This window comes from Streptomyces viridochromogenes, from assembly GCF_001270495.1.
GTDB lineage: Bacteria > Actinomycetota > Actinomycetes > Streptomycetales > Streptomycetaceae > Streptomyces > Streptomyces viridochromogenes_A.
The window spans coordinates 39,373-63,348 of sequence record NZ_LGUR01000140.1 but is presented as its reverse complement, the minus strand read 5'-3'; the positions used below and the strand labels follow the sequence as shown (position 1 = coordinate 63,348).

Sequence of the window (23,976 nt, the reverse complement as noted above, 5' to 3'; positions counted from 1 at the left end):
CCGGCTACGCGGTGCCCTCCCCCTTCTCCACCTCGTCCACGGTCGTCTCCTGGTGCCGTCCGAGACGGCTGTGGGAGCGGCCGTAGAGGAAGTACACGAAGAAGCCGGCGGCCATCCAGATGGCGAACCGCACCCACGTCTCCGCGGGCAGGTTGATCATCAGCCACAGCGAGGCGCACACCGACAGGATCGGAATGACCGGCACCCAGGGGGTGCGGAAGGACCGGTGCAGGTCGGGGCGGGTCTTGCGGAGGATGATCACGCCGATGGCGACGACCACGAAGGCGAACAGGGTGCCGATGTTCACCAGGGCGGCGAGTTCGGTCAGCGGGGTGAAGCCGGCGAGGACCGCGATGACCACGCCGAGCAGGATGGTCGGGCGGTGCGGGGTCTTGAACCGCGGGTGGACGTGGGAGAAGAAGCGGGGCAGCAGCCCGTCGCGGCTCATCGCGAAGAAGACGCGGGTCTGGCCGAGGAGCAGGATCATGCAGACCGTCGTCAGGCCGACCGCCGCTCCGAAGCTGATGAAGCCCGCGAACCAGGGGTGTCCGGTGGCCTTGAAGGCGTCGGCGAGCGGGGCGTCCACGGACAGCCGGCTGTAGTGCTGCATGCCGGTGACGACGATGGACACGGCGACGTACAGGGTGGTGCAGATGATGAGGGAGCCGATGATGCCGCGGGGCATGTCGCGCTGCGGGTTCTTGGTCTCCTCGGCGGCGGTGGCCACGACGTCGAAGCCGATGAAGGCGAAGAACACGACCGAGGCGGCGGTGAAGATGCCCATCACGCCGAAGTTGGAGGGCGCCCAGCCGAACATCAGCTGGATCAGTGGCGACTGGAGACTGTCCCCGGCCTCCACGGCCTTCTGCTTCGGGATGAAGGGGTCGTAGTTGTCGCCGTCGATGAGGAACGCGCCCGCGATGATCACGACGAGGACGACGGTCACCTTGATGGCGACGACGAGGGACGTGATCCGCGCGGACAGCTTCATGCCGACCACGAGGATGCAGGTGAGGACGAGGACGAGTGCGGCGGCGAGGATGTCGAAGCCGAAGACGTCGGCGCCCTCCCGGCTGCCCAGGCTCGCGGGCATCTCCCAGCCCGCGTTGTCCATGAGCGACTGGATGTAGCCGGACCAGCCGACGGCCACCACCGCCGTCCCGAGCGCGAACTCCAGGACCAGGTCCCAGCCGATGATCCAGGCGGGCAGTTCGCCGAGCGAGGCGTACGAGAACGTGTACGCGGACCCGGCGACCGGGACCGTGGAGGCGAACTCGGCATAACAGAGCGCGGCGAGCGCACAGGCGACGCCGGCCGCGACGAACGCCAGGGCCACCGCGGGCCCGGCGTTGTTCTTCGCTACGGTGCCGGTGAGCACGAAGATGCCGGTGCCGATGATGACACCGACGCCGAAGACGGTCAGATCCAGCGCGGACAAGGACTTCTTGAGCGCGTGCTCTGGCTCCTCGGTATCGAGGATGGACTGCTCGACTCTCTTCGTCCGGAAGAGTGTGCTGCTCACGGTCGTACCTCCCGCGCTTGCGTCCTCGGCATGATCAAGAGGGGGCGTGGTACGCCTGCCCCGGCGCCGGGGGATTCACACAGATGGGCCGGTTTCACCACCCCTGACGGTGGTGAAACCGGCCCGTTCGGCGCTATGGCTCGCGTCAGTCGCGCGCGGGCTCCACCGAGTCGACCTCGGCAGCCGTACGGTCGAACCGGCCGTCCAGCTTGGAGACCAGTCCGGTGACCTGGCGGGCGATGTCCGGGGCGGTGAGGCCGATCTCCGCCATCACCTCGGCGCGTGAGGCGTGGTCGAGGAAGCGCGGCGGGATGCCGAAGTCCCGCAGGGGGAGGTCGACGCCCGCGTCGCGCAGGGCCTGCGCGACCGCCGAGCCGACGCCGCCGACCCGGGAGTTGTCCTCGACGGTGACGACCACGCGGTGCCGCTCGGCGAGCGGGGCCATGGCCTCGTCGACGGGCTTGACCCAGCGCGGGTCGACGACGGTGGTGGTGATGCCCTGCTTGTCGAGGAGCGAGGCGATCTCCAGGCACATGGGGGCCAGCGCGCCCACGGAGACGAGCAGCACGTCGGGCGTGTCCGTCCCCGGCTCACGCAGGACGTCCATGCCGCCGACCCGGCCGACGGCGGGCACGGCGGGACCGACGGCACCCTTGGAGAAGCGGACGACGGTCGGCGCGTCCTTGACCTCGACGGCCTCGCGCAGCTGCGCCCGCACCTGGTCGGCGTCGCGCGGCGCGGCGAGCCGCAGGCCGGGCACGACCTGGAGGATCGACATGTCCCACATGCCGTTGTGGGAGGCGCCGTCGGTGCCGGTGACGCCGGCCCGGTCGAGCACGAAGGTGACCCCGCACTTGTGCAGCGCGACATCCATGAGCACCTGGTCGAAGGCGCGGTTGAGGAAGGTGGCGTAGACGGCGAAGACGGGGTGCACGCCGCCCGTCGCCAGGCCGGCCGCGGACACGGCGCCGTGCTGCTCGGCGATGCCGACGTCGTAGATCCGGTCCGGGAAGGTGTCCGCGAACTTCTTCAGGCCGACCGGCTGCAGCATCGCGGCGGTGATCGCCACGATGTCCTCGCGCTCCTTGCCGAGCTTGACCATCTCGTCGCCGAAGACGGACGTCCAGTCGGCGCCCGAGGCCTTGACCGGCAGGCCGGTGTCGGGGTGGATGGGGCCGATGCCGTGGAAGCGGTCGGCCTCGTCCTGGAGGGCGGGCTGGTAGCCGCGGCCCTTCTCGGTGAGGCAGTGCACGATGACCGGGCCGCCGAACCGCTTGGCGCGCGCGAGCGCCGACTCCAGGGCCTCGATGTCGTGCCCGTCGATCGGCCCGACGTACTTCAGGCCGAGGTCCTCGAACATGCCCTGCGGCGCGATGAAGTCCTTCAGGCCCTTCTTGGCCCCGTGCAGGGTCTCGTACAGGGGCCTGCCGACGACCGGCGTGCGGTCGAGGATCTCCTTCGTCCGGGTGAGGAAGCGCTCGTAGCCGTCGGTCGTGCGCAGCGTCGCCAGATGGTTCGCGAGACCGCCGATCGTCGGCGCGTACGACCGCTCGTTGTCGTTGACGACGATGACGAGCGGGCGGTCCTTGGCCTCGGCGATGTTGTTCAGCGCCTCCCAGGCCATACCGCCGGTCAGGGCACCGTCACCGATGACGGCCACGACATGGTCGTCGCGTTTGCGCAGCTGGTTGGCTTTGGCGAGGCCGTCGGCCCAGCCGAGGACGGTCGAGGCGTGGGAGTTCTCGATGACGTCGTGCTCGGACTCCGCCTGCGAGGGGTAGCCCGACAGGCCGCCCTTCATCTTCAGCCTGCTGAAGTCCTGGCGGCCGGTGAGCAGCTTGTGGACGTAGGACTGGTGGCCGGTGTCCCAGAGCACCTTGTCCCTGGGCGAGTCGAAGACCCGGTGCAGGGCGATGGTCAGCTCCACCACACCGAGGTTGGGGCCGAGGTGGCCGCCGGTCTTGGAAACCGCCTCGACGAGGAAGGTGCGGATCTCCTCTGCCAGCTGGTCCAGCTGCTCAGGGCTGAGCCGGTCCAGATCGCGCGGTCCCGTGATGCGGGTCAGCAGCGGCACCCGTGCCTCCTTGCAGTAGAGCTTTTCGAGCTGTTGCCGGGCTTGTCGAGTCTAATGTTCCGCCTCGGCGGAAGGTTCCCGGCCCACCCGTCGTAGGTCACGCAATCGGCTCTACCCGGTAACACCCCGTGCTACAACGCCCCGAAGGGGCGCGGGGAACTGCGCGACCAGCCACAACGGACCGGCACACGGCAATCCACCCACGCCCCTGCGGCGGGTCCCTACGCTCGACCGGCGGTCTTCTGCGTCTTACGAGTGATGGAGTCGATCACCACCGTGGTCAACAGCACACCCGCGGTGATCATGTACTTCACCGGCTCGGCGATCGACTCCAGCTGGAGCCCGTACTGGATCGACACGATCACCAGCACACCGAGCAACGCGTTCCAGGTCCGCCCACGCCCACCGAACAGCGACGTGCCACCGATGACGGCCGCCGCGATGGCGTTCATCAGCAGGTCACCCGTACCGGCGCTCTGGTTGGCGGAGGCGATCTTCGAGGCCAGGAACAGGCCGCCGATCGCCGCGAACCCACCCGAGATGGCGAACACGGAGATCCGCACCGCGGTCACGTTGATACCCGCACGGCGGGACGCCTCGACGCTGCCACCGAGGGCGAAGACCTTGCGGCCGTACGAGGTGCGGCGGAGCACGAAGTCCGTGCCGACCAGGAAGACGAGGAAGATCACCGTGGCCAGCGGCAGGCCCTTGTACTGGTTGTACATGATCGCCGCGGCGAAGGAGACCACACCGAGCAGCACCGTCCGCAGGATGGTGTCGCTCAGCGGACGGGACGGGATGCCCGCCGCGTCACGTCGGCGGTTGCTGAGGAAGGAGGTGACGAAGAACACCGCCGTCACCACGGCCGCCAGCCCGTACGCCGCCGCGACGTCCGTGAAGAAGTACGTCGTCAGCTTGCCGATCAGGCCGTCGCTGTCGAGGTTGATCGTGCCGTTCTCGCCCAGCGTCTGGAGCATGAAGCCGAGCCAGAAGAGCAGACCGGCCAGGGTGACGGCGAACGCGGGGGCGCCCAGCACCGCGAAGAAGAAGCCGTGCGCCATGCCGATGACGACACCCGCCGCGACGGCGATGAGCACGGCCGCCCACTCGGGCCAGCCCTGGTTGACCGCGAGGACGGCCGCGATGGCGCTGGACGCGCCACTGACCGAGCCGACGGACAGGTCGATCTCGCCGAGCAGCAGCACGAAGACGATGCCGACCGAGATCATGCCCGTGCCGACCATCGTGACGGTGATGTCGCTGATGTTCTGCGCGGACAGGAAGGCGGAGTTCAGGCTCTGGAAGATGACGCAGATGGCGACCAGGCCGAGGATGACCGGCAGGGAGCCCAGCTCACCGGCCTTCAGCTTGCGCTTGAACTCGCCGATGTAACCGGCCAGGCCCTGCTCCTGCACCAGCAGGCGGGGGTCGACCGCGGTCACCGCGGCCGCGGCGGCCTCGGTGTTGCGCACGTCGTGGTCCTGCGCCGTCGCGGAGGTCTTGTCGATGCTCACTTGGAACCCTCCCCGTTCGTGCGCGCCGCACGGCGGGTCACGGCGTTGTCGGTGGCGCCCGTGATGGCGGAGATGATCTCCTCCTGCGAGGTCGTCTTGACCTCGAAGACGCCGTTGTTGCGGCCGAGGCGCAGGACGGCGACCTTGTCCGCCACGGCCTTGACGTCGGCCATGTTGTGGCTGATGAGGATGACCGCGTGGCCGCGCTCGCGCAGCCGCTCGACCAGGTCGAGGACCTGGGCGGTCTGCTCGACGCCGAGGGCGGCGGTGGGCTCGTCGAGGATGACCAGCTTGGGCTCGCCGAGCATGGAACGGGCGATGGCCACGGTCTGGCGCTGACCGCCGGAGAGCGAGGCGATCGGGATACGCACGCTGGGGATGCGGATCGACAGCGTCTGGAGCAGCTCGCGCGAGCGGCGCTCCATCTCGACCTCGTCGAGGACGCCCCACTTGCGGACCTCACGGCCCAGGTACAGGTTGCCGACGACATCGATGTTGTCGCACAGCGCGAGGTCCTGGTAGACCGTCGCGATGCCCAGGCTCTGGGCATCGTGCGGCCGGTTGATCGAGACGGCCTTGCCGTCCCACTCGATGACGCCCTCATCGATGGGGTGCACGCCGGCGATCGTCTTGACCAGCGTGGACTTTCCGGCGCCGTTGTCGCCCACCAGGGCGACCACTTCACCGGCGTGGACCTCAAGCTCTACGTCGGTGAGCGCCTGAACGGCACCGAACCGCTTGGAGACCCCGCGCAACGCCAGCACAGGCGTAGCGGACACGTGAACCATCTCCTTCGCCGCCTGACCCGGCGGAAGGTAGTGCAGAAAAAGTTGGGGTCCGTCCGGCGCCCCGCGCCGAGCTTGCGGGGCTGACGTATACGCGGGACGCCGGAGGAGTAAAGGGGTCAGTCATGTCCCGTGCGGGAATCCGAGGACGAATTCCCGCACCTGGAAAAGGGACCTGACTCAGCCGATCTTGAGCTGGTCGCACGCGGCCTTGTACTTGCCGGTGCAGATCTCGTTGGCCGTGTAGACGCCGTCCTTGATGACGGTCTCGTTGATGTTGTCCTTCGTCAGCGAGGTGACGGCGACGAGCACGGACGGGACGTCCTTGGCGCTGCCGCTGTCGACCTTGTCCTTGGCGATGGAGTCGAGCGACTTGCCCTGGGCGAGCGCGACGGCCATCTCGGCGGCGGCCTCGGCCTCGGGGGCGTACGGCTTGTAGACGCTCATGTACTGCTCGCCGGCGACGATGCGCTGCACGGCGGCCAGCTCGGCGTCCTGGCCGGTGACCGGGATGTCGGAGATGCCCGCGGCCTTGAGGGCCGTGATGATACCGCCGGCCATGCCGTCGTTGGCGGAGTAGACGCCGGCGATGTTGTTCTTGCCGACCGCGGAGATCGCCGCTTCCATCTCGGAGTTGGCGTTCTCCGGCTTCCACTCCTTGGTGTCGTACTCCTTGGCGATGGTGACCTTGCCGTCGAGTGCGGAGTGGGCGCCTTCCTTGAACTGCGCGGCGTTCGGGTCGGTGACCGAGCCGTTGATCATGACGATCTTGGAGTCCTTGGTGGCCTTGTCACCCAGGGCCGTCAGCAGGGCCTCGCCCTGGGTCTTGCCGACCGCCACGTTGTCGAACGAGGTGTAGGCGCTGATCGGGCCCTCGGCCAGGCGGTCGTAGGCGACGACCTTGATGCCGGCGTCGACGGCCTTCTGGACCGAGTTCTTGATCGCCTTGGCGTCGACGGCGTCCAGGATGAGGACGTCCACCTTGTTGGTGATCATGGTGTCGACCTGCTGCGCCTGCAGGTTGGCGTCCTGCTTGGCGTTGTTGTAGTCGATCGTCGCCTTGTCGTTCGTCAGCTCCTTGATCTTCTCCTCGATCAGCGGCCGGTCGAACTTCTCGTAGCGCGCGGTCTGGTTCTCCGGAAGCAGGAGACCGACCTTGATGTCGTCACCCTTGGCCGCACTGGCCGTGGAGTCGTTGCCGCCGCCCGCTTCCTCGGCGCTGCCACAGGCAGCCAGCGAGATGGCCATCGCACCAGCGGCGACGGCGACAGCGGCACGACGCATACGCGTGTTCACTTCAGAAACCTCCCTGACGAGGCCGCGTCGTTGCGGCCGAGGTGGCTGGAAGTCAACTCGGCCATACGTGCGACGTCAAGAAGTAAATCCTTAACGGGTTGGCAACGGTGCCATCCGTTCTCTAAGTGAAGGCAGGAGCGGCCGCATGCAGCGTGCTGTCCAAAAGGGTTGAATCGCCCATCTCGCTGAGTGCGAGGGCGAGGGCTCCGAGCACCTCCGCACGACCGCCAAGTGCCCCGGGAAGAACGGACAGTTGGCGCGCCGCGCTGGGAATGGCGTAGCGGCCGACAGACTCCCGGATCGGCCCGAGGACCAGCTCACCGGCCTCGGCGAGATCACCGCCCAGGACCACGCGGCTCGGGTTCAGGAGATTGCAGAGGTTCGCGACTCCACTGCCGATATGGCGGCCGACGTCGGCGATCACCCGACGACAGCCCGGGTCTCCGTCCCTGGCCAGCCGCACGACACCCTCCATGGTCAGATCCGTGCCGTGGCTGGACTGGAGGAGCGGGAGCACATAGCGGGCGGCCGCGAAGGTCTCCAGGCAGCCACGGTTTCCACAGCGGCAGACCGGGCCGGACTCATCAAGAGTAATATGCCCGATTTCTCCCGCCGTGCCACCCGGGCCCCGGTAGATCTTGCCGCTGATCACCAGGCCGGCGCCGACACCGCTGGCGACCTTGATGTACGCCAGGTCCCGCACGCCCCGCCCGCTGCCCCAGACCAGCTCGCCCAGGGCTCCCAGGTTGGCGTCGTTGTCCACGTGCACGGGCACCCCGAGCCGGCCGCGCAGCTCCTCGGCGGGCTTGGTACCGGTCCAGCCGGGCAGGATGGCGGTCGAGCCGAGGGTGCCGGACTCGACGTCGATCGGGCCGGGCACGCCGAGGCCGACCCCGGCGATCTTGGACCGGTCGACGCCGGTCGCCTCGATCAGCCGGTTGACCAGCTCCTCGGCCCGGTCGAAGCCCTGCGTCGAGGAGGCGTCCACGTCCAGCGGTTCGGACTCCTCGGCCAGCACCTGGTGGGCGAGGTTCCCGACCGCGACGCGCAAGTGCGTGTGGCCGAAGTCGACCCCTATGACGATCCCGGCGTCGCCGCTCAGGGAGACGCTGCGGGCCCGGCGGCCACCCGCCGAAGTGGGCGTGACCTCGACCGTTCCGCCGTCCTTGAGCTCCCGGACGATGTTGGAGACCGTCGCCGCGGACAGTCCCGTCGTCCTGGCGATCTCCGCCTGGGTGAGGGATCCGGCCAGCCGGACGGCCCGGACCACCCGCTCCAGGTTGGCTCGGTGCAGCGACGACTGCGACCCCGGAGTCTCCACGACGACCTCCTGCGCGCGGGACCGCTTCTATGAGGCCCCGTCCGTGTCCAACTAGTGAACTCTAAGCTGAGCCGTTCGGGTTGCCTCCCGTCAAGAGGTTGAACTGGATCCGGACATGTGTACGCGCACACGTGAGCCGCCCCGGTGCGGGGCGGCTCACGTGTGACGTGGGGTGATGTGGCGCTTACGGTGGAGCGAACAGAGAGCGTTTACTTCAGCGCACCGGCCGTCAGTCCCGCCTGCACCTGCCGTTGGAAGATGAAGTAGACGATCAGCACCGGCAGCATCGCGATCATCATGCCGGCCATCAGGGCGCCCCAGTCGTTCTCGTAGCCCTGCTGGAGGGCGATCATCGCCAGCCCCTGGGTGAGCACGTACTTGTCCTCGTTCTGGTTGAGGACCATCGGCAGCAGGTACTGGTTCCACTGCCCCAGGAAGTTGAAGATGCCGATGCTGATCAGGCCCGGCTTCGCCATCGGCAGCATCACCTGGAAGAACGTTCGCGTGTGCGATGCCCCGTCGATGAGCGCTGCCTCCGCGACCGACGTGGGCAGCGTGCGGAAGAAGGCGGTCATGAAGAAGACCGTGAACGGCAGCGAATAGGCGATGTAGACCAGGATCAACCCCTGGTACGTCGCGAGGAGCGAGCTGCCCGGGAAGTCCCGCAGCACGAAGAACAGCGGAATGACCAGCATGAACACCGGGAAGGACATGCCGGCCACGAACATGAAGTAGATGAACCGGTTGCCGGGGAAGGTGAACCGGGCCAGCACATAGGCGGCCATCGAGCCCAGCACCATCGTGCCGATCACCGAACCGCCCACCACGATCGCGGTGTTGAGGAAGTACTGGCCCATGTTCGCCTTGTTCCAGGCGTTGGCCCAGTTCTCGAAGTGCAGCGAGGTCGGCAGCCCCCACGGGTCGGAGAGGATGCCGTTGCTCGTCTTGAAGGAGCTCCACAGCACCCACAGCAGGGGCACGCCGACCATCAGCGCCCACAGGACCAGCATGCCGTGCGAGAAGACGTGCAGGACGCCGCCCTCGGAGCTGCGGCCGTCGGTCGCGCCGAGCTTCTTGCTGAGGCTCGGACGGTCCGCCTCGTCCGTCTTGGTGACCGTGCCTGTGTTCGTGTCCGTCGTCATGTCGCCCGTACCCCTAGAACTCGATCCGCTCACGCCGCGCGAAGCGCAGGGTGAGCACTGCGAACGTCATGGTGACGATGAGCATCGCGACGCCCATCGCGGACGCGTAGCCGAACTGGCTGTCGCGGAACGCCGTCAGATACAGGCGCAGCGGCATGACGTCCGTGGCGCCGTCGGGGCCGCCCATGTTGACCGACATGATCTGCACGAGGGCGAAGCCGTCCAGGGCGATGATGCCCATGTACACCCAGCCGGTCTGCACGGTGTCCCACAGCAGCGGCAGGGTGATCCGGAAGAAGGTGGGGAAGCGGCCGGCACCGTCGAGCAGCGCCGCCTCGTAGATGTCCCGCGGGATGGAGGCCATCGCCGCCGAGAACAGCACGACGTAGAAGCCGACGTGGGACCAGATCATCACCGCCATGATGCACAGCAGGGCGAGGCTCTTCTCCCCCAGCCAGGCGTTCTGCCAGCCGTCCAGACCGACCGCGCCCAGCAACGAGTTGAGCATGCCGTCCTGCGGGTCCGGGTTGTAGATGTTGAACCAGATGACGGCGATGATGGTGATGGAGATGACCTGCGGGAAGAAGAAGACGAAACGGTAGAACTTCGAACCCGTGACACCGGTGATGACTTCGTTCTTACGTCGCTTTCCGCCGACGTTGAGCATGAAGGCGAAGAACAGGCCGAGTCCCAGCGTCACGATCGGCACCGCGATCAGCATGTAGACGTTGTGCCACAACGCGTTCCAGAAGTCCTCGTTGTGCCACAGCTTTTCGAAGTTCTCGAATCCGACGAACTTCGCCGTACCGACAAGACCCGACCAGTCGGTCATCGAGATCTGGAACGCCTGGACGAACGGCGAGATCACGAAGATCGCGTAGACGATGACGGGCAGGGCCAGGAAGCCCACGATGAATCGGTATTTGCCGTGTTGCATGGTGCTTCCCGGCCCTTCCCCTTGAGTGCCGCTGTGCCGGACCGGACTCTTAGCTCTCGCGCTTGAACTTCTTCACCGAGTCGTCCTTCGCCACGGCGTCGGCGTATTCCTGCGTCTTCTTGATCCAGTCGGCCGCCTTCATCTCACCGGTGAGCAGTTGACCGGTGAGACCGCCGATCTTCTCGTCGGTGAGCGAGGGGTACCACTCCTGGAGCTGGAGGCTGATGATGTTGTCCCCGGCGTCCTTGAACGCCTTGCTCGCCGACGCGAGACCCGGCGAGAGAGTCATGCCCTCGGTGGCGTCGACCACACAGGTGAGCGACTTGACCTTGGTGGCGAAGTTCTGCGCGTGCTTCTTGGAGAGCATGATGCGCAGCAGCTCCATGCCGCCGGCCGGGTTCTTGCCCTTGGCGGACACGATGTACGGCTCACTGGGCTCGGCGCGCAGGGTGCCGTGCGGCAGCTTGTCGCCGCTGGAGCCGTCGAAGAGGGCGCCGACGGACATGGCGAAGTCCTTGGGCGTGGTCGGGGCGGCCTCGTTCTCCACCCAGGAGCCGTTGGGGATGAAGACTGCCTTGCCCTTGTTCCAGGCGGTCTGCGACTGAATGTGCGTCAGACCCTGGCTGCCCTGGAGGAAGTACTTCTTGGCGGCCAGCTCCTCGTAGTGCTCGACGACCTGCTTGACCGCGTCGTTGCTGGTCCAGGCGTTCGGCTCCAGGTTGTCGATGGCGATCCAGCCGTCCATGCCGCCGATCTTGGCGATCTGGGCGAACAGGTTGAAGTGGACGTAGTACGGATACTTTCCGGCGTACGTCCAGGGCGCGATGCCCTTCTTCTTGATCTCGCCGCAGAGCTTGACCATGTCGTCGAGGGTCTTGGGGTATTCCCAGCCGTTGTCGTCGAGGGCCTTCTGCGAGTACCAGGTGCCGTAGATGGTGAAGGCGTAGTAGAGCACGTCGAAGGTGTCGCCGTGCTTGCCCTTCTCGATGGTGCTCGGGTGGATGACGTCCGAGATCTTCTTGCTCGCGTCGTCCAGCGAGGGCGCGTCCAGCAGCGCCTTGAGGTCCTGGAGCTGGCCCTGGGTGGACAGCTTGTTCATGTCCAGGTGGTCGGCGCCGGAGTTGTCGATGACGTCCGGCGGGTTGCCGCCGGCGAAGCGCGGGGTGAGCTTCGGGCCGACCTGCTGGGTGCCGGTGTGCTTGACCTCGGCCTTGTACTTGGCCTTGTAGTCGGCCTCGGCGTCCTTGGCGTACTGGTCGCCCAGACCGCCCTTGAAGATGAACGCCTCCAGGGCGGCGCCCTCCTTGACCCCGAGGGGGTTGGTGGCGGACTTCGCGCCCCCCGGCGCCTTGCTCTCCTCGTCGCCGCCACCGCCCCCGCCGGTGGCGCACGCGGACAGGAAGGCCATGGTCGGGACGGAGATCAGACCGAGCGCGGCGGACCGCTTGATCAGATCGCGGCGCCCCACACCTGCTGAGCCGTTGTTCTCAGGGTTCTCGGCGGAAGTGGATCCCATGCTCAAGTCCTCGCCTTCTCCAGGACTCAGGCGGTGAACCGGATCCTCCCCGGCACCGCGGTCGGGTCGAGCTGGTCGTGCAGGCTGGGTCGTGCAGGAAGTGCGAATCGTGTGAATCGCCGACAGGTATAGTCCACTTCCCGCCAACGGAGCAAGATCGAATGCAAGGTTGGCCGGTGGTCTTTTCCGAGTTGAGACCTGCCGGAAATATGAGCGGCCTGTGTGTTCCTTGGCGGAAAAATCCCTGTCATTGCCCTCGAATGGCACACCCAACACCCTTGACACGACAGAGCACTTGAGCCACAACTGTTCCTTGCGCAGCGATGTTGACAACGTTGTCCCGTGCGCAGGGAGGGTACCCGCTTATGCAGCAGAGAGCTCGGCACAGATGGGGTACGGCGGCGGTCGTGTCGGCGACCGCCTTCGCTTTGACCGTGGGCTCGCAGGGCGCGGCGGTCGCTCTGCCCGCCGCCCCAGCGGCGGCCGACCGGAGTTTCGCGTCCTCCTTCGAGGCGGACGATCCGGCACCCGACTGGCTCAACACCGTCGACACCGCACCGGACGGCGGCAAGCGCGCCTCGGGCGTCGACGGCGGCTACAGCAGCGGCATTCCGGGCAATGTGACCGACCATGTCACGGACGTACGGGCGAGCGGCGAGAACACCGGCGGCGGAGAGGTGAAGGAGAACCTCGCCGACGGGGAGCCGAGCAGCAAGTGGCTGGTCTTCGCACCCACGGGGTGGGCGGAGTTCGACCTCGACAAACCGGTGCGGATCGCGAAATACGCGCTCACCTCGGCCAACGACTACGCCGAACGTGACCCACGGGACTGGACCCTTCAGGGCTCCGCGGACGGCAAGGACTGGAAGACCCTCGACACCCGCTCGGGTGAGACGTTCGCCGAACGGTTCCAGACAAAGACGTACGACCTGGCGGAACCGGCCGAGTACCGGCACTTCCGGCTGGAGGTCACCGAGAACAACGGCGCCGACGGCATCCTGCAACTCGCCGACGTCCAGTTCTCCACGGGCGGCGGCGACGGCCCCGTCCCGCAGGACATGCTCTCCCTCGTCGACCGCGGCCCGAGCGGCTCGCCGACCGCCAAGGCGGGCGCCGGCTTCACCGGCAAGCGGGCGCTGCGGTACGCGGGCCGGCACACGGCGGACGGGCGGGCGTACTCGTACAACAAGGTCTACGACGTGAACGTGGCCGTCGGCCGCGACACCCGCCTGTCCTACCGCGTCTTCCCGTCGATGGCGGACGGCGACCGCGACTACGACGCCACGAACGTCTCGGTCGACCTGGCCTTCACCGACGGCACCCACCTCAGCGACCTCGGCGCCACCGACCAGCACGGCTTCCCGCTGTCGCCGGGCGGGCAGGGCGCGGCGAAGGTGCTGTACGTCAACCAGTGGAACCACGTCGCCTCGCGGATCGGGTCGGTCGCGGCCGGCAAGACGGTCGACCGGATCCTCGTGGCGTACGACTCCCCCGAGGGCCCGGCGAAGTTCCGGGGCTGGCTGGACGACATCACGCTGAAGTCCGTCGCGCCCGAGAAGCCGAAGGCGCACCCGTCGGACTACGCGCTCACCACCCGCGGCACCCTCTCCAGCGGCGGCTTCTCGCGCGGCAACAACTTCCCGGCGACCGCCGTGCCGCACGGCTTCAACTTCTGGACGCCGGTGACGAACGCCGGCTCGCTGAGCTGGCTGTACGACTACGCGCGTGCGAACAACGACGACAACCTGCCGACGATCCAGGCGTTCAGCGCCAGCCATGAGCCCAGCCCCTGGATGGGGGACCGGCAGACCTTCCAGGTGATGCCGTCGGCCGCCGCCGGCACCCCGGACACCGGGCGTGAGGCCCGTGAGCTGGCCTTCCGGCACGAGAACGAGACCGCGCGGCCGTACTACTACGGGGTGCGGTTCGAGAACGGGCTGAAGGCGGAGATGGCGCCGACGGACCATGCGGCGGTGCTGCGCTTCACCTACCCGGGGGACGACGCGAGCGTCCTCTTCGACAACGTGACGGACCAGGCGGAGCTCACGCTCGACAAGGAGAACGGGGTCGTCACCGGTTACTCGGACGTGAAGTCCGGACTGTCGACCGGCGCGACCCGGCTCTTCGTGTACGGCGTGTTCGACAAGCCGGTGACCGAGGGTTCCGCCAGTGGGGTGAAGGGACACCTGCGCTTCGACGCCGGTGCCGACCGTACCGTCACGCTCCGCCTCGCCACCTCCCTCATCAGTGTCGACCAGGCGAAGGACAACCTGCGCCAGGAGGTCGACGGCGCCTCCTTCGAGACGGTGAAGTCGCGCGCCCAGCGCCAGTGGGACCGCCTCCTCGGCAAGGTCGAGGTGGAAGGCGCGACGCCGGACCAGCTGACGACGCTGTACTCCAGTCTGTACCGGCTGTACCTGTACCCGAACTCCGGCTTCGAGAAGGTCGACGGGAAGTACCGGTACGCGTCGCCGTTCTCCCCGATGCCGAATCCCGACACGCCGACGCATACCGGCGCGAAGATCGTGGACGGCAAGGTGTACGTCAACAACGGCTTCTGGGACACCTACCGGACCACCTGGCCGGCGTACTCGCTGCTCACGCCGGGCCAGGCGGGCGAGATGGTCGACGGCTTCGTGCAGCAGTACAAGGACGGCGGCTGGACCTCCCGCTGGTCCTCCCCCGGCTACGCGGACCTGATGACCGGCACCTCCTCGGACGTCGCCTTCGCGGACGCGTACGTCAAGGGCGTCGACTTCGACGCGAGGTCGGCGTACGACGCGGCCGTGAAGAACGCGACGGTGGTGCCCCCGTCGTCGGGCGTGGGCCGCAAGGGCATGGCGACCTCGCCCTTCCTCGGCTACACCAGCACCGAGACGCACGAGGGCCTGTCGTGGGCGCTGGAGGGCTACCTCAACGACTACGGCATCGCGAAGATGGGCCAGGCCCTGTACAAGAAGACCGGCGACAAGCGGTACAAGGAGGAGTCGGAGTACTTCCTCAACCGCGCCCGGGACTACGTGAACCTCTTCGACGCCAAGGCCGGCTTCTTCCAGGGCCGGGACGAGAAGGGCGACTGGCGCGTCGAGTCCTCGAAGTACGACCCCCGGGTGTGGGGGTACGACTACACCGAGACGAACGGCTACGGATACGCCTTCACCGCCCCGCAGGACAGCCGGGGCCTGGCCAACCTGTACGGCGGCCGTAGCGGGCTCGCGGACAAGCTCGACGAGTACTTCGCCACCCCGGAGACGGCCTCGCCCGAATTCGTCGGCTCCTACGGCGGTGTCATCCACGAGATGACGGAGGCACGGGACGTCCGGATGGGCATGTACGGCCACTCCAACCAGGTCGCCCACCACGCCATCTACATGTACGACGCGGCCGGGCAGCCCTGGAAGGCGCAGAAGAACATCCGTGAGGTGTTGTCGCGGCTGTACGTCGGCAGCGAGATCGGACAGGGCTACCACGGCGACGAGGACAACGGCGAGCAGTCGGCCTGGTTCCTGTTCTCCGCGCTCGGCTTCTATCCGCTGGTCATGGGCAGCGGCGAGTACGCCATCGGGTCGCCCTTGTTCACCAAGGCCACGGTCCACCTGGAGAACGGCCGGGAGCTGGTCGTCAAGGCACCGAAGAACAGCGCCCGCAATGTGTACGTCCAGGGTCTGAAGGTCAACGGGGTTCCGTGGAGGTCCACTTCACTCCCCCACTCGCTGATCGCGAAGGGCGGCGTCCTGGAGTTCGACATGGGCCCGCGGCCCTCGTCCTGGGGCACCGGCAAGAACGCGGCACCCGTGTCGATCACCAAGGACGACGAGGTGCCGGAGCCGCGGGCGGATGCGCTGAAGGGTGACGGGGCGCTGTTCGACAACACCTCGGGGACCGAGGCGGGGGTCACCTCGCTGGAGCTGCCGGTGTCCGGGCGCACCAAGGCCGTGCAGTACACCCTGACCTCGCCGTCGGACCGGACGAAGGCGCCGACCGGCTGGACGCTCCAGGGGTCGCAGGACGGGACGACGTGGCGGACCCTCGACAAGAGATCCGCGCAGTCCTTCACCTGGGACCGGCAGACACGGGCGTTCACCGTGGGGTCTCCGGGTACGTACGGGAAGTACCGCCTGGTGCTCGACGGCGAGGCGGTGGTCGCCGAAGTCGAACTGCTCGCCTGAGCAGGTGCATTGGGGGTCTCATGCAGGGTGTCGATCCGGCCTGGCTGCCGGACGAGGCGTTCCGGCCGATCGGCACCCGGCGGACACTTATCCGTGGTTCGGGTCCACTGGTGGACACGGTGCACGGGGAAGTGGCGGAGGCCTGCGTACGGTTCGGGGGAAGCGTCTCACGCGACGGGTCCCCCGAACCGTACGACCTGGTGCTGGAGTTGACCGGAGCCGGGAGCGGGGGCGGCGACGGTGACGAGGCGTTCACCTTCGAGCGCGGGGACGGCCGTACGACCGTCACCGCGTCCGGGGGGCCCGGGCTGCTGTACGGCTTCTTCCACGTCGTACGGCTCGGGGACGCGGCGTTCCAGGGCTCGTGGGAACGCGCCGAGAACCGGCCCGAGTTGGCGCTGCGCATGCTCGACCACTGGGACAACGTGGCCGTGCATCCGGTCATGGGGCAGGTGGAGCGCGGATACGCCGGCGGGTCGCTGTTCTGGGCGGACGGCCGGGCGCGCGGGGAGCTGCTGGGGCGGGTGCGGGCGTACGGCAGGCTGCTGGCGGCCTGCGGGATCAACGCCGTGGCGGTGAACAACGTCAACGTGCACGCGACGGAGGCCCGTCTGCTCACCGACCGGATCGGTGAAGTCGCCGAGATCGCGGCCGCGTTGCGGCCGTACGGCATCCGCACCCATCTGTCGGTCACCTTCGCCGCGCCCCTGGTGCTCGGCGGGCTGACCACGGCGGACCCGTCGGACGAGGCGGTACGGGCGTGGTGGGCTCAGGCCACCGCGCGGGTGTACGAGGCGATACCCGACTTCGGCGGGTATGTGGTGAAGGCCGACTCGGAGGGTCAGCCGGGGCCCTTCGCGTACGGGCGCAGTCACGCGGACGGTGCGAACATGCTGGCCGCCGCGCTGACTGCGGCTGACAGCGGCTCCGCCGCGGGGTACGGCGGCACGGTGCACTGGCGGGCGTTCGTCTACGACCACCGCCAGGACTGGCGGGACCGGACGACGGACCGGGCGCGTGCCGCGTACGACCATTTCGTGCCGCTGGACGGCGAGTTCGCCGAGAACGCCGTGCTCCAGGTGAAGCACGGGCCCATGGACTTCCAGGTGCGGGAGCCGGTCTCACCGCTGATCGGCGCGATGCCGGGCACGCGGCTGGCCGTGGAGCTTCAAGCGACCCAGGAGTACACCGGGCACCAGCGGCACGTGTGCTGGCTGGGGCCGATGTGGAGCGAGGTGCTGCGGTTCCGGGCCGACGGGGAGTCCGCTGTCGGGGAGTTGGCGCGCGGCGGGCTCGTCGCCGTGTCCAACGTCGGTGACGACCCGTTCTGGACCGGGCATCCGCTGGCCCAGGCGAACCTGTACACCTTCGGGCGGCTGGCCTGGCAACCGCACGCCGATCCGCGTCAGATCCTCGACGAATGGATCCACCTCACCTTCGGCACCGGTCCGTCGGCAGGGCTGCACGCGATCCTGGACGGCTCATGGCGGACGTACGAGAAGTACACCGCGCCGCTCGGGGTGGGCTGGATGGTGCAGCCCGGTCATCATTACGGGCCGAGCGTCGACGGCTATGAGTACAGCCCCTGGGGCACCTACCACTTCGCCGACCGCGACGGCATCGGCGTCGACCGGAGCGCGGCGACGGGGACCGGGTTCGCGGGGCAGTACGCCAAGCCGTGGGCGTCCGTGTACGAGTCGCCGGACACCTGCCCCGACGAGCTGCTGCTGTTCTTCCACCACATGTCGTACGGGCACATGTTGCACAACGGCAAGACAGTGATCCAGCACATCTACGACACGCACTTCGAGGGCGTGGAGGAGGTGGAGGCGGCCCGGGAGGTGTGGGCCTCGCTGGTGGATCTCGTGGACCCGGCGCGCCACGCGCGGGTGACGGAGCGGTTCGAGGAGCAGCTCCGGAGCGCCCGCGAGTGGCGCGATCAGGTCAACAGCTACTTCTTCCGCAAGTCGGGTGTGCCCGACGCACATGGGCGCCGCATCCACTGACCGCGCATCTACTGACCGCGGAGGATCACTGTGCTCAGCGGGTCGAGGGTCAGTGGCTCGCCCTCCTCGACCCGCTTGCCGGTCAGCAGGTCGGTGGCGGTGGTGTGGGCGGTCAGGCGGACCGGTTCGGGGGCGTGGTTGAGGAGGAAGAGGAGGCGGGTGCCGTCGGGGGCGACCCTGGTCGCGGTCTCCAGGGCGGGGTGGTCGGCGTAGGGGCCGAGCAGGTCGTGGCGGCCCAGGATCCGCCGGACGGTCCAGTCGACGCCGGGCTGGTCGAGAGCGGTGGCGACGTACCAGCCCTCGCCTCCGCTCTCGCCGAAGCGGTTCCGGGTCACGGCCGGGGTTCCGGCGTAGAAGTCGGTGCCGTAGGTCCCGACCGGCTCGGCGCCGCGCGGCAGCACGATCTCGAAGACCAGGCGGGCCTCGCAGGTCAGCTCCCCCAGCTGGACGGGCTGCACGAAGTCCCGCGGCCGGGAGTCCCACTCGTCGACGCGGACGCCCATGAGCGGTGCCAGGGGCCCGGGTACGTCCGTGAGGAAGGCGCGGTCGTGTTCGTCGACGCGGCCCGAGAGGAAGGTCGTCAGGACCGTGCCGCCGCGCGCCGCGACGGCCTCCAGGCGCTCCGCGAGGTCGCCCTTGACCATGTGCAGGACGGGGGCGAGGACCACGTCGTACGAGGTCAGGTCTGCGGTGACCGGGACGACGTCCACGTCCGCGCCGGCTTCGCGGGCGGCACGGTAGTAGGCGTGGACCACCTCCTGGTACCTGACCAGCCGGGACGGACCGTCGGAGATCTCCAGGGCCCACCAGCTGTCCCAGTCGAAGAGCAGGGCGGTGCGGGCCGGCGTGCGGGCGCCGAGGGTCACGTCACCGAGCGACTCCAACTCCCGTCCCAGTTCCGCCACTTCACGGAACACGCGGGTGTCGGCACGGCCAGCGTGGCCGATGACCGCACCGTGGTACTTCTCGCAGGCACCGCGTGAGGCGCGCATCTGGAAGTAGAGGGCGGCGTCGGCGCCGTGGGCGATGGCCTGGAAGGTGGCGAGGCTCAGCTCGCCGGGCCGCCGCAGGGGGTTGACGTCACGGCAGGCCGTCGTGGACGGGGTCTGCTCCATCAGCCAGAAGGGGGCGCCGTCCTTCAGGCCGCGCATCAGGTCGTGGGCCAGGGCGGGCCAGGTCGGCGGGGCGTCGAGGGGCGGGTAGCTGTCCCAGGAGGCGAAGTCGAGGTGGGGTGCCCAGCGGTGGTAGTCGAGGGGGCGAAACATGCCCATGAAGTTGGTGGTGACGGGGGTGTCGGGGTCCTGGGCGCGGATCACCTCCTTCTCGGCGAGGAAGCAGCCGAGCAGGGCGTCGGTGGTGAAGCGGAAGTAGTCGAGGGTGATGCCCTGGAAGGCGGTGTGGTCGGGTCCGCGCCAGTGCTCGGTGAGGGCGTTCGGGGGCTCGACCTGGTCCCAGCCGGTGTACCGGTGCGACCAGAAGGTCGCCCACCAGGCGTCGTTGAGGGCGTCGAGGGTGCCGTACCTGTTGGCGAGCCATTCCCGGAACGCCTCGGCGCACAGCTCGCAGTAACAGGCGCCCCCGTACTCGTTGTTGATGTGCCAGGCCAGTAACGCCGGGTGGTCGGCGTAACGTTCGGCGAGGCGCGCCGCCATGGCCGTGGCGTGGCCGCGGTACGCCGGTGAGCTGGGACAGAAGCTGTGGCGTTGGCCGTAGCGGTGGCGGCGGCCCTCGAAGTCGGTGCGGTTGACCTCGGGGTGCCGCTTCGCGAGCCAGGGCGGGAGGGCGGCGGTGCCGGTGGCCAGGCAGACGTGGCGGTTCTCCGCGGCGGCCCGGTCCAGGACGCGGTCGAGGATCGTGAAGTCGTAGGTGTCCGGGGCGGGTTGGGTGAGGGACCAGGAGAAGACGCCGACGGTCAGGGTGTCGATGCGGGCCTGCGTGAACAGGCGATGGTCGTCGTCCCAGACGGGCTGCGGCCACTGCTCGGGGTTGTAGTCGCCGCCGTACGGGACCGTGTCGGTGCGCGGAAGGTTGCCGCGGTTGCTGGCGGGGAGCGCGGTCATGGGTTCTCCTCCGAGGAAACCTGCCGGAACTCACAAGGCAAGGTGGTAATTTGTGAGCAATGGCCACTCACGTGAAGCGGTCGTTCAAGTACCGCTTCCGTCCGACCGATGCGCAGGCAGCGGAGCTGTCCCGCACTTTCGGTTGCGTGCGCAAGGTCTACAACATGGCACTCACGGCCAGAAGCGAGGCGTGGGCGCGGCAGGAGCGTGTCAACTACAACCAGACGTCGGCGATGCTGACGGAGTGGAAGAAGACCGAGGAACTCGCCTATCTCAACGACGTGTCTTCGGTCCCACTTCAGCAGGCGCTTCGGCATTTGCAGACTGCCTTCACTCATTTCTTCGCCAAACGCGCGATGTACCCACGCTTCAAGAGCCGCAAGAAGTCCCGCCGGAGCGCGGAGTACACACCACTTCCGCGTTCCGTTTCCGCGACGGCAGGCTGACTCTTGCCAAGATGAGCGAGCCGTTGCGGATCGTATGGTCGCGTCCGCTTCCAGCAGCCGCGACGCCGTCGACGGTGACCGTCTCCCAGGACAACGCCGGCCGCTGGTTCGTGTCCCTGCTGTGTGAGGACACGGGTGTCAAGCCTCTACCTCCGAACGCGGAGGCGGTCGGTATCGATGTGGGCCTTGACCACCTACTGATCCTCTCTACCGGGGAAAAGATCACCAACCCAAGGCACGAGCGGTATGACCGCACCCAGCTGGCGAAGGCTCAGCGTGAACTGTCGCGCAAGGCGAAGGGCTCAAAGAACCGCGAGAAGGCTCGGCGCCGAGTAGCCCGTGTACACGCACGGATCACAGACCGCCGCCGGGACCACCTGCACAAGATCACTACTCGGCTCGTGCGTGAGAACCAAACGCTCGTGATCGAGGACTTGACCGTCCGCAACCTGCTGAAGAACGGTCGTCTCGCCCGCGCCATCAGCGATGCCGCGTGGTCCGAGTTCCGGGGCATGTTGGAGTACAAGTCGCAGTGGTACGGCCGCGAAGTGATCGCGGTCGACCGCTTCTTCCCCTCCTCCAGACTGTGCTCTGCCTGCGGCGCCCTGAAGGACAGGATGCCGCTGAACGTCCGCACATGGACGTGTGACCGTTGCGCCACAACCCACGATCGGGACGTGAACGCGGCGAACAACCTTCTGGCCGCCGGGCTGGCGGCATCGGCCTGTGGAGCCGGTGTAAGACCTCAACGGAGAACTCCGGGCGGGCAGTCGGCGATGAAGCAGGAATTCGGCGGGGCGACCCGTAGAGTCCCCGTCCGTCGGGCGGGAGAAGAAGTCAAGCGGTGAAGTCCTCCTCGGTCTCGGCGATCACCGGGCGACTGCTGCGCAGCAGGGAGAACAGCAGCGGGGCGGCCAGCAGGGCGGGCAGGGCCTCGGTCAGCAGGGCGGTCGACGCGGCCACCAGCACGAGCAGGGAGGCGGCGCCGAGGGTGGTGCGGGCGTGCCGGAAGAGGAAGTACGCGGCGAGGCGGGCGGTGTCGCGGGTGCGGAAGGCGAACAGCGAGGTGAGGATAAGCGCGTGCGCGCCCCACAGCAGGGAGCCGGCACCGATCACGCCGAGCAGGACCGCCCACCAGCCGGGCAGTCCGGTCGCGGAGAAGTGGGTGAGGGTGAAGGCGATCACGGTCAGCCAGGCGAGCAGGGGCGCCCAGAGCTTCAGGGCGGGCAGGGCGTTGAGCCGCCAGCCGCGCGCGTACGTCCGGGCCGGGTGCAGGTCCGTGAGGTCCCGGCCGCGGTGGTGCAGGGCGTACAGGGCGGCGGACAGGGCCGGGCCGAGCGGCAGCAGGCATACGGCGGCGAGGGGCAGGTTCGCCGGGTCGGGGCCGGTCAGGAGCAGGGCGGCGAGTCCGGGCGAGGCGGCGAGCAGCAGCAGGGCCTCGACGGTGACCAGGGTGTGGATCAGGGCGGCGGCACGGGACAGGGTTCCGGCGCCGAAGCCGGCCGCGTGGTGTACGCCGCCGCTCACCCGTTCTCCTTCTTGAAGCGTTCGTACGCCTTGTTGTGCAGGTCGACGAGCTGGTCCATGTTCTTGGCCTTGAGCTCGGTGACGTAGTCGTCCCATTCGGACAGCGGGCGCTTGCCGAGGACGAACTTGAGGGTGTTCTGGGTGACGTGGTCCCTGAGCGGCGTGTCCCAGAGCGTGGCCTGTTCCTGCTCGACCGACTGGAGGGGGTGGGCCGGGTCGATGGGCAGCTCGCTGCGCTGGGTCATGGCGTCCTGGAACTTCTGCTCGTCCGGGCTGAAGTTGGAGGAGACCAGGGTCCAGCTGCCGCCGTAGGTGAAGACGCCGTTGAAGAAGCCGTAGTTCTTCTGGAGGTCCTTGGGGGCGTCGGGGTCGGAGCCCATGAGGCTGATGCCGGGCTTCAGCCGGTACTTGCCGCCGGACTCGGTGTAGGTGACGCCCTCGACGCCCCACTTGCAGAACACCTGGCCCTCGTCGGAGTACCACAGCCAGTCCACGAACTGCATCATCGCGACGAAGGTGTCGCTCTCGAGGGCCTTGCTGGAGATCATGATGCCGTTTTCCAGGCGAGTTCCGCCCAGGATCACGGGGCCGGCCGGGCCGAGCGGTACGGGCACCATCTCGATCTTCGAGCCCTTGACCTGCTTCTGGAGGTTGTAGCGGTACTCCTGGACCAGCACCTGCGGATTGGCGCTGATCACATAGGACTTCTCGGCCAGCAGCTTCTGCAGGGCCTGGTCGTCCTGCTGGGTGAAGCTCTCCGGGTCCAGCAGCTTCTCGGCGACGAGCTTTCTCAGGTACTCGATCATCTGACGGTAGCTGTCCGTCGCACCGTTGAAGACGAACTTCTTCGCCTTGCTGTCGAAGGTGACGTTGGTGTACGTCCAGCCCGACTTGACCCCGTACGCCTGGCCCAGGTAGCTGAACAACGCGCCGCACGGGAAGGGGGTGTTGCCGCTCCAGCGGTCCGTCCAGGGGTATTTGTCGGGGTACTCCTGCTTGAGCGCCTTGAGGACGTCGTAGACCTCGTCCCAGGTGGTGGGCAGGGACAGGCCGTGCTTTTCCAGGATGTCCGTGCGGAAGGACAGCGAGTAGCCGGACTTGGCCTTCTCGTGCAGGCCGGGCAGCAGGTAGTACTTGCCGTCGGACTGGCGTATCGAGTCGAGCTCCGGCTCCAGCTTCCACTTCTCGACCTTGGCCCGGAAGTTGGGCATCAGGTGCACGTACTCGCTGACCGGGAGGATCGCGCCCGACGACACGAAGGCGACCTCGGACGGGTGGTACGTCTTGGGGATCAGGAAGGGGGCGTCGCCGGCGCCGATGAGGACGCTGCGCTTCTTCTCGTAGTCCGCGAGCGGGACGTCGACGGGCTTCAGGGTGATCCCGGTGCGCTTGGTGACCTCCTTCCAGAACAGCCAGTCGCTCTTCGTCGGGTAGACCGGGTTGTTGTTGTGCAGCAGCGAGAACGAGAGCGGCTTGGCGGCCTTGAACTGCTGCCCCGCGCGGTACTCCTTCATCGCGCCGTTCTGCTTCTTCGACAGGTCCTTGGAGTCGCCTCCGTCCTCGCCGCTGCCGCAGCCGGTCAGGGTGGCGAGGCCGATGAAACCGGCGGCGGCGAGGATCTGGCGCCGCGACAGCTGCCCTTTGTTCTGCACGGAGACTCC

The 23,976-nt window shown here is 67.9% G+C and carries 14 protein-coding genes and 1 pseudogene; 3 read left to right on the top strand and 12 right to left on the bottom strand.

Features of this window, described 5'->3' with window-relative positions; translation table 11 throughout:
- Positions 1–4 precede the first annotated feature (4 nt).
- The 9 genes from ADK36_RS15585 to ngcE all read right to left on the bottom strand — a co-directional run bounded on the left by ADK36_RS15585 (position 5) and on the right by ngcE (position 12,107).
- Complete coding sequence (locus tag ADK36_RS15585; RefSeq protein WP_048583730.1) at positions 5–1,522, bottom strand: amino acid permease; 1,518 nt, start codon at positions 1,520–1,522, stop codon at positions 5–7.
- A 145-nt stretch (positions 1,523–1,667) separates the two neighbouring features.
- Positions 1,668–3,596, bottom strand: coding sequence for a 1-deoxy-D-xylulose-5-phosphate synthase (dxs, locus tag ADK36_RS15580; RefSeq protein WP_048583729.1), 1,929 nt, complete (start codon positions 3,594–3,596; stop codon positions 1,668–1,670).
- A gap of 221 nt (positions 3,597–3,817) precedes the next feature.
- Positions 3,818–5,110 (bottom strand): sugar ABC transporter permease, encoded by a 1,293-nt coding sequence (locus ADK36_RS15575; RefSeq protein WP_048583728.1) that lies wholly within the window; start codon positions 5,108–5,110, stop codon positions 3,818–3,820.
- Complete coding sequence (locus ADK36_RS15570; protein ID WP_048583727.1) at positions 5,107–5,898, bottom strand: ATP-binding cassette domain-containing protein; 792 nt, start codon at positions 5,896–5,898, stop codon at positions 5,107–5,109. The genes ADK36_RS15575 and ADK36_RS15570 overlap by 4 nt, the downstream gene beginning before the upstream one ends.
- Before the next feature lie 177 nt (positions 5,899–6,075).
- Entirely contained in the window at positions 6,076–7,179 is a 1,104-nt protein-coding gene (locus ADK36_RS15565) for a substrate-binding domain-containing protein (RefSeq protein ID WP_048583726.1), read from the bottom strand.
- Between the two features lie 133 nt (positions 7,180–7,312).
- Complete coding sequence (locus ADK36_RS15560; RefSeq protein ID WP_048583725.1) at positions 7,313–8,512, bottom strand: ROK family transcriptional regulator; 1,200 nt, start codon at positions 8,510–8,512, stop codon at positions 7,313–7,315.
- 209 nt (positions 8,513–8,721) lie between these two features.
- Positions 8,722–9,654: a carbohydrate ABC transporter permease gene (locus ADK36_RS15555; RefSeq protein WP_048583724.1), complete on the bottom strand. Its 933-nt coding sequence runs from the start codon at positions 9,652–9,654 to the stop codon at positions 8,722–8,724.
- Between the two features lie 13 nt (positions 9,655–9,667).
- Entirely contained in the window at positions 9,668–10,591 is a 924-nt protein-coding gene (locus ADK36_RS15550; protein ID WP_048583723.1) for a carbohydrate ABC transporter permease, read from the bottom strand.
- A gap of 49 nt (positions 10,592–10,640) precedes the next feature.
- Entirely contained in the window at positions 10,641–12,107 is a 1,467-nt protein-coding gene (ngcE, locus tag ADK36_RS15545; protein WP_048583722.1) for an N-acetylglucosamine/diacetylchitobiose ABC transporter substrate-binding protein, read from the bottom strand.
- 365 nt (positions 12,108–12,472) lie between these two features.
- On the opposite strand from ngcE, the gene ADK36_RS15540 reads away from it, so the two are divergent.
- Both ADK36_RS15540 and ADK36_RS15535 read left to right on the top strand, forming a co-directional pair.
- Positions 12,473–16,276 (top strand): GH92 family glycosyl hydrolase, encoded by a 3,804-nt coding sequence (locus tag ADK36_RS15540; RefSeq protein WP_199830187.1) that lies wholly within the window; start codon positions 12,473–12,475, stop codon positions 16,274–16,276.
- A 20-nt stretch (positions 16,277–16,296) separates the two neighbouring features.
- Positions 16,297–18,282, top strand: a complete 1,986-nt coding sequence (locus tag ADK36_RS15535; RefSeq protein WP_053197942.1) for an alpha-glucuronidase — start codon at positions 16,297–16,299, stop codon at positions 18,280–18,282.
- Between the two features lie 8 nt (positions 18,283–18,290).
- On the opposite strand, the gene ADK36_RS15530 is transcribed toward ADK36_RS15535, so the two are convergent.
- Positions 18,291–20,342, bottom strand: a complete 2,052-nt coding sequence (locus ADK36_RS15530; protein ID WP_053197939.1) for a beta-galactosidase — start codon at positions 20,340–20,342, stop codon at positions 18,291–18,293.
- A gap of 59 nt (positions 20,343–20,401) precedes the next feature.
- Between ADK36_RS15530 and ADK36_RS15525 the strand changes: the two are divergent.
- A pseudogene (locus tag ADK36_RS15525) lies at positions 20,402–21,636 on the top strand (RNA-guided endonuclease InsQ/TnpB family protein).
- Here ADK36_RS15525 and ADK36_RS15520 read toward each other — a convergent pair.
- Entirely contained in the window at positions 21,626–22,315 is a 690-nt protein-coding gene (locus ADK36_RS15520; RefSeq protein ID WP_053197937.1) for a hypothetical protein, read from the bottom strand. The pseudogene ADK36_RS15525 and the gene ADK36_RS15520 overlap by 11 nt on opposite strands.
- Positions 22,312–23,967, bottom strand: a complete 1,656-nt coding sequence (locus tag ADK36_RS15515; protein WP_048583717.1) for an extracellular solute-binding protein — start codon at positions 23,965–23,967, stop codon at positions 22,312–22,314. Before ADK36_RS15515 ends, ADK36_RS15520 begins: the two co-directional genes overlap by 4 nt.
- Positions 23,968–23,976: the final 9 nt, after the last annotated feature.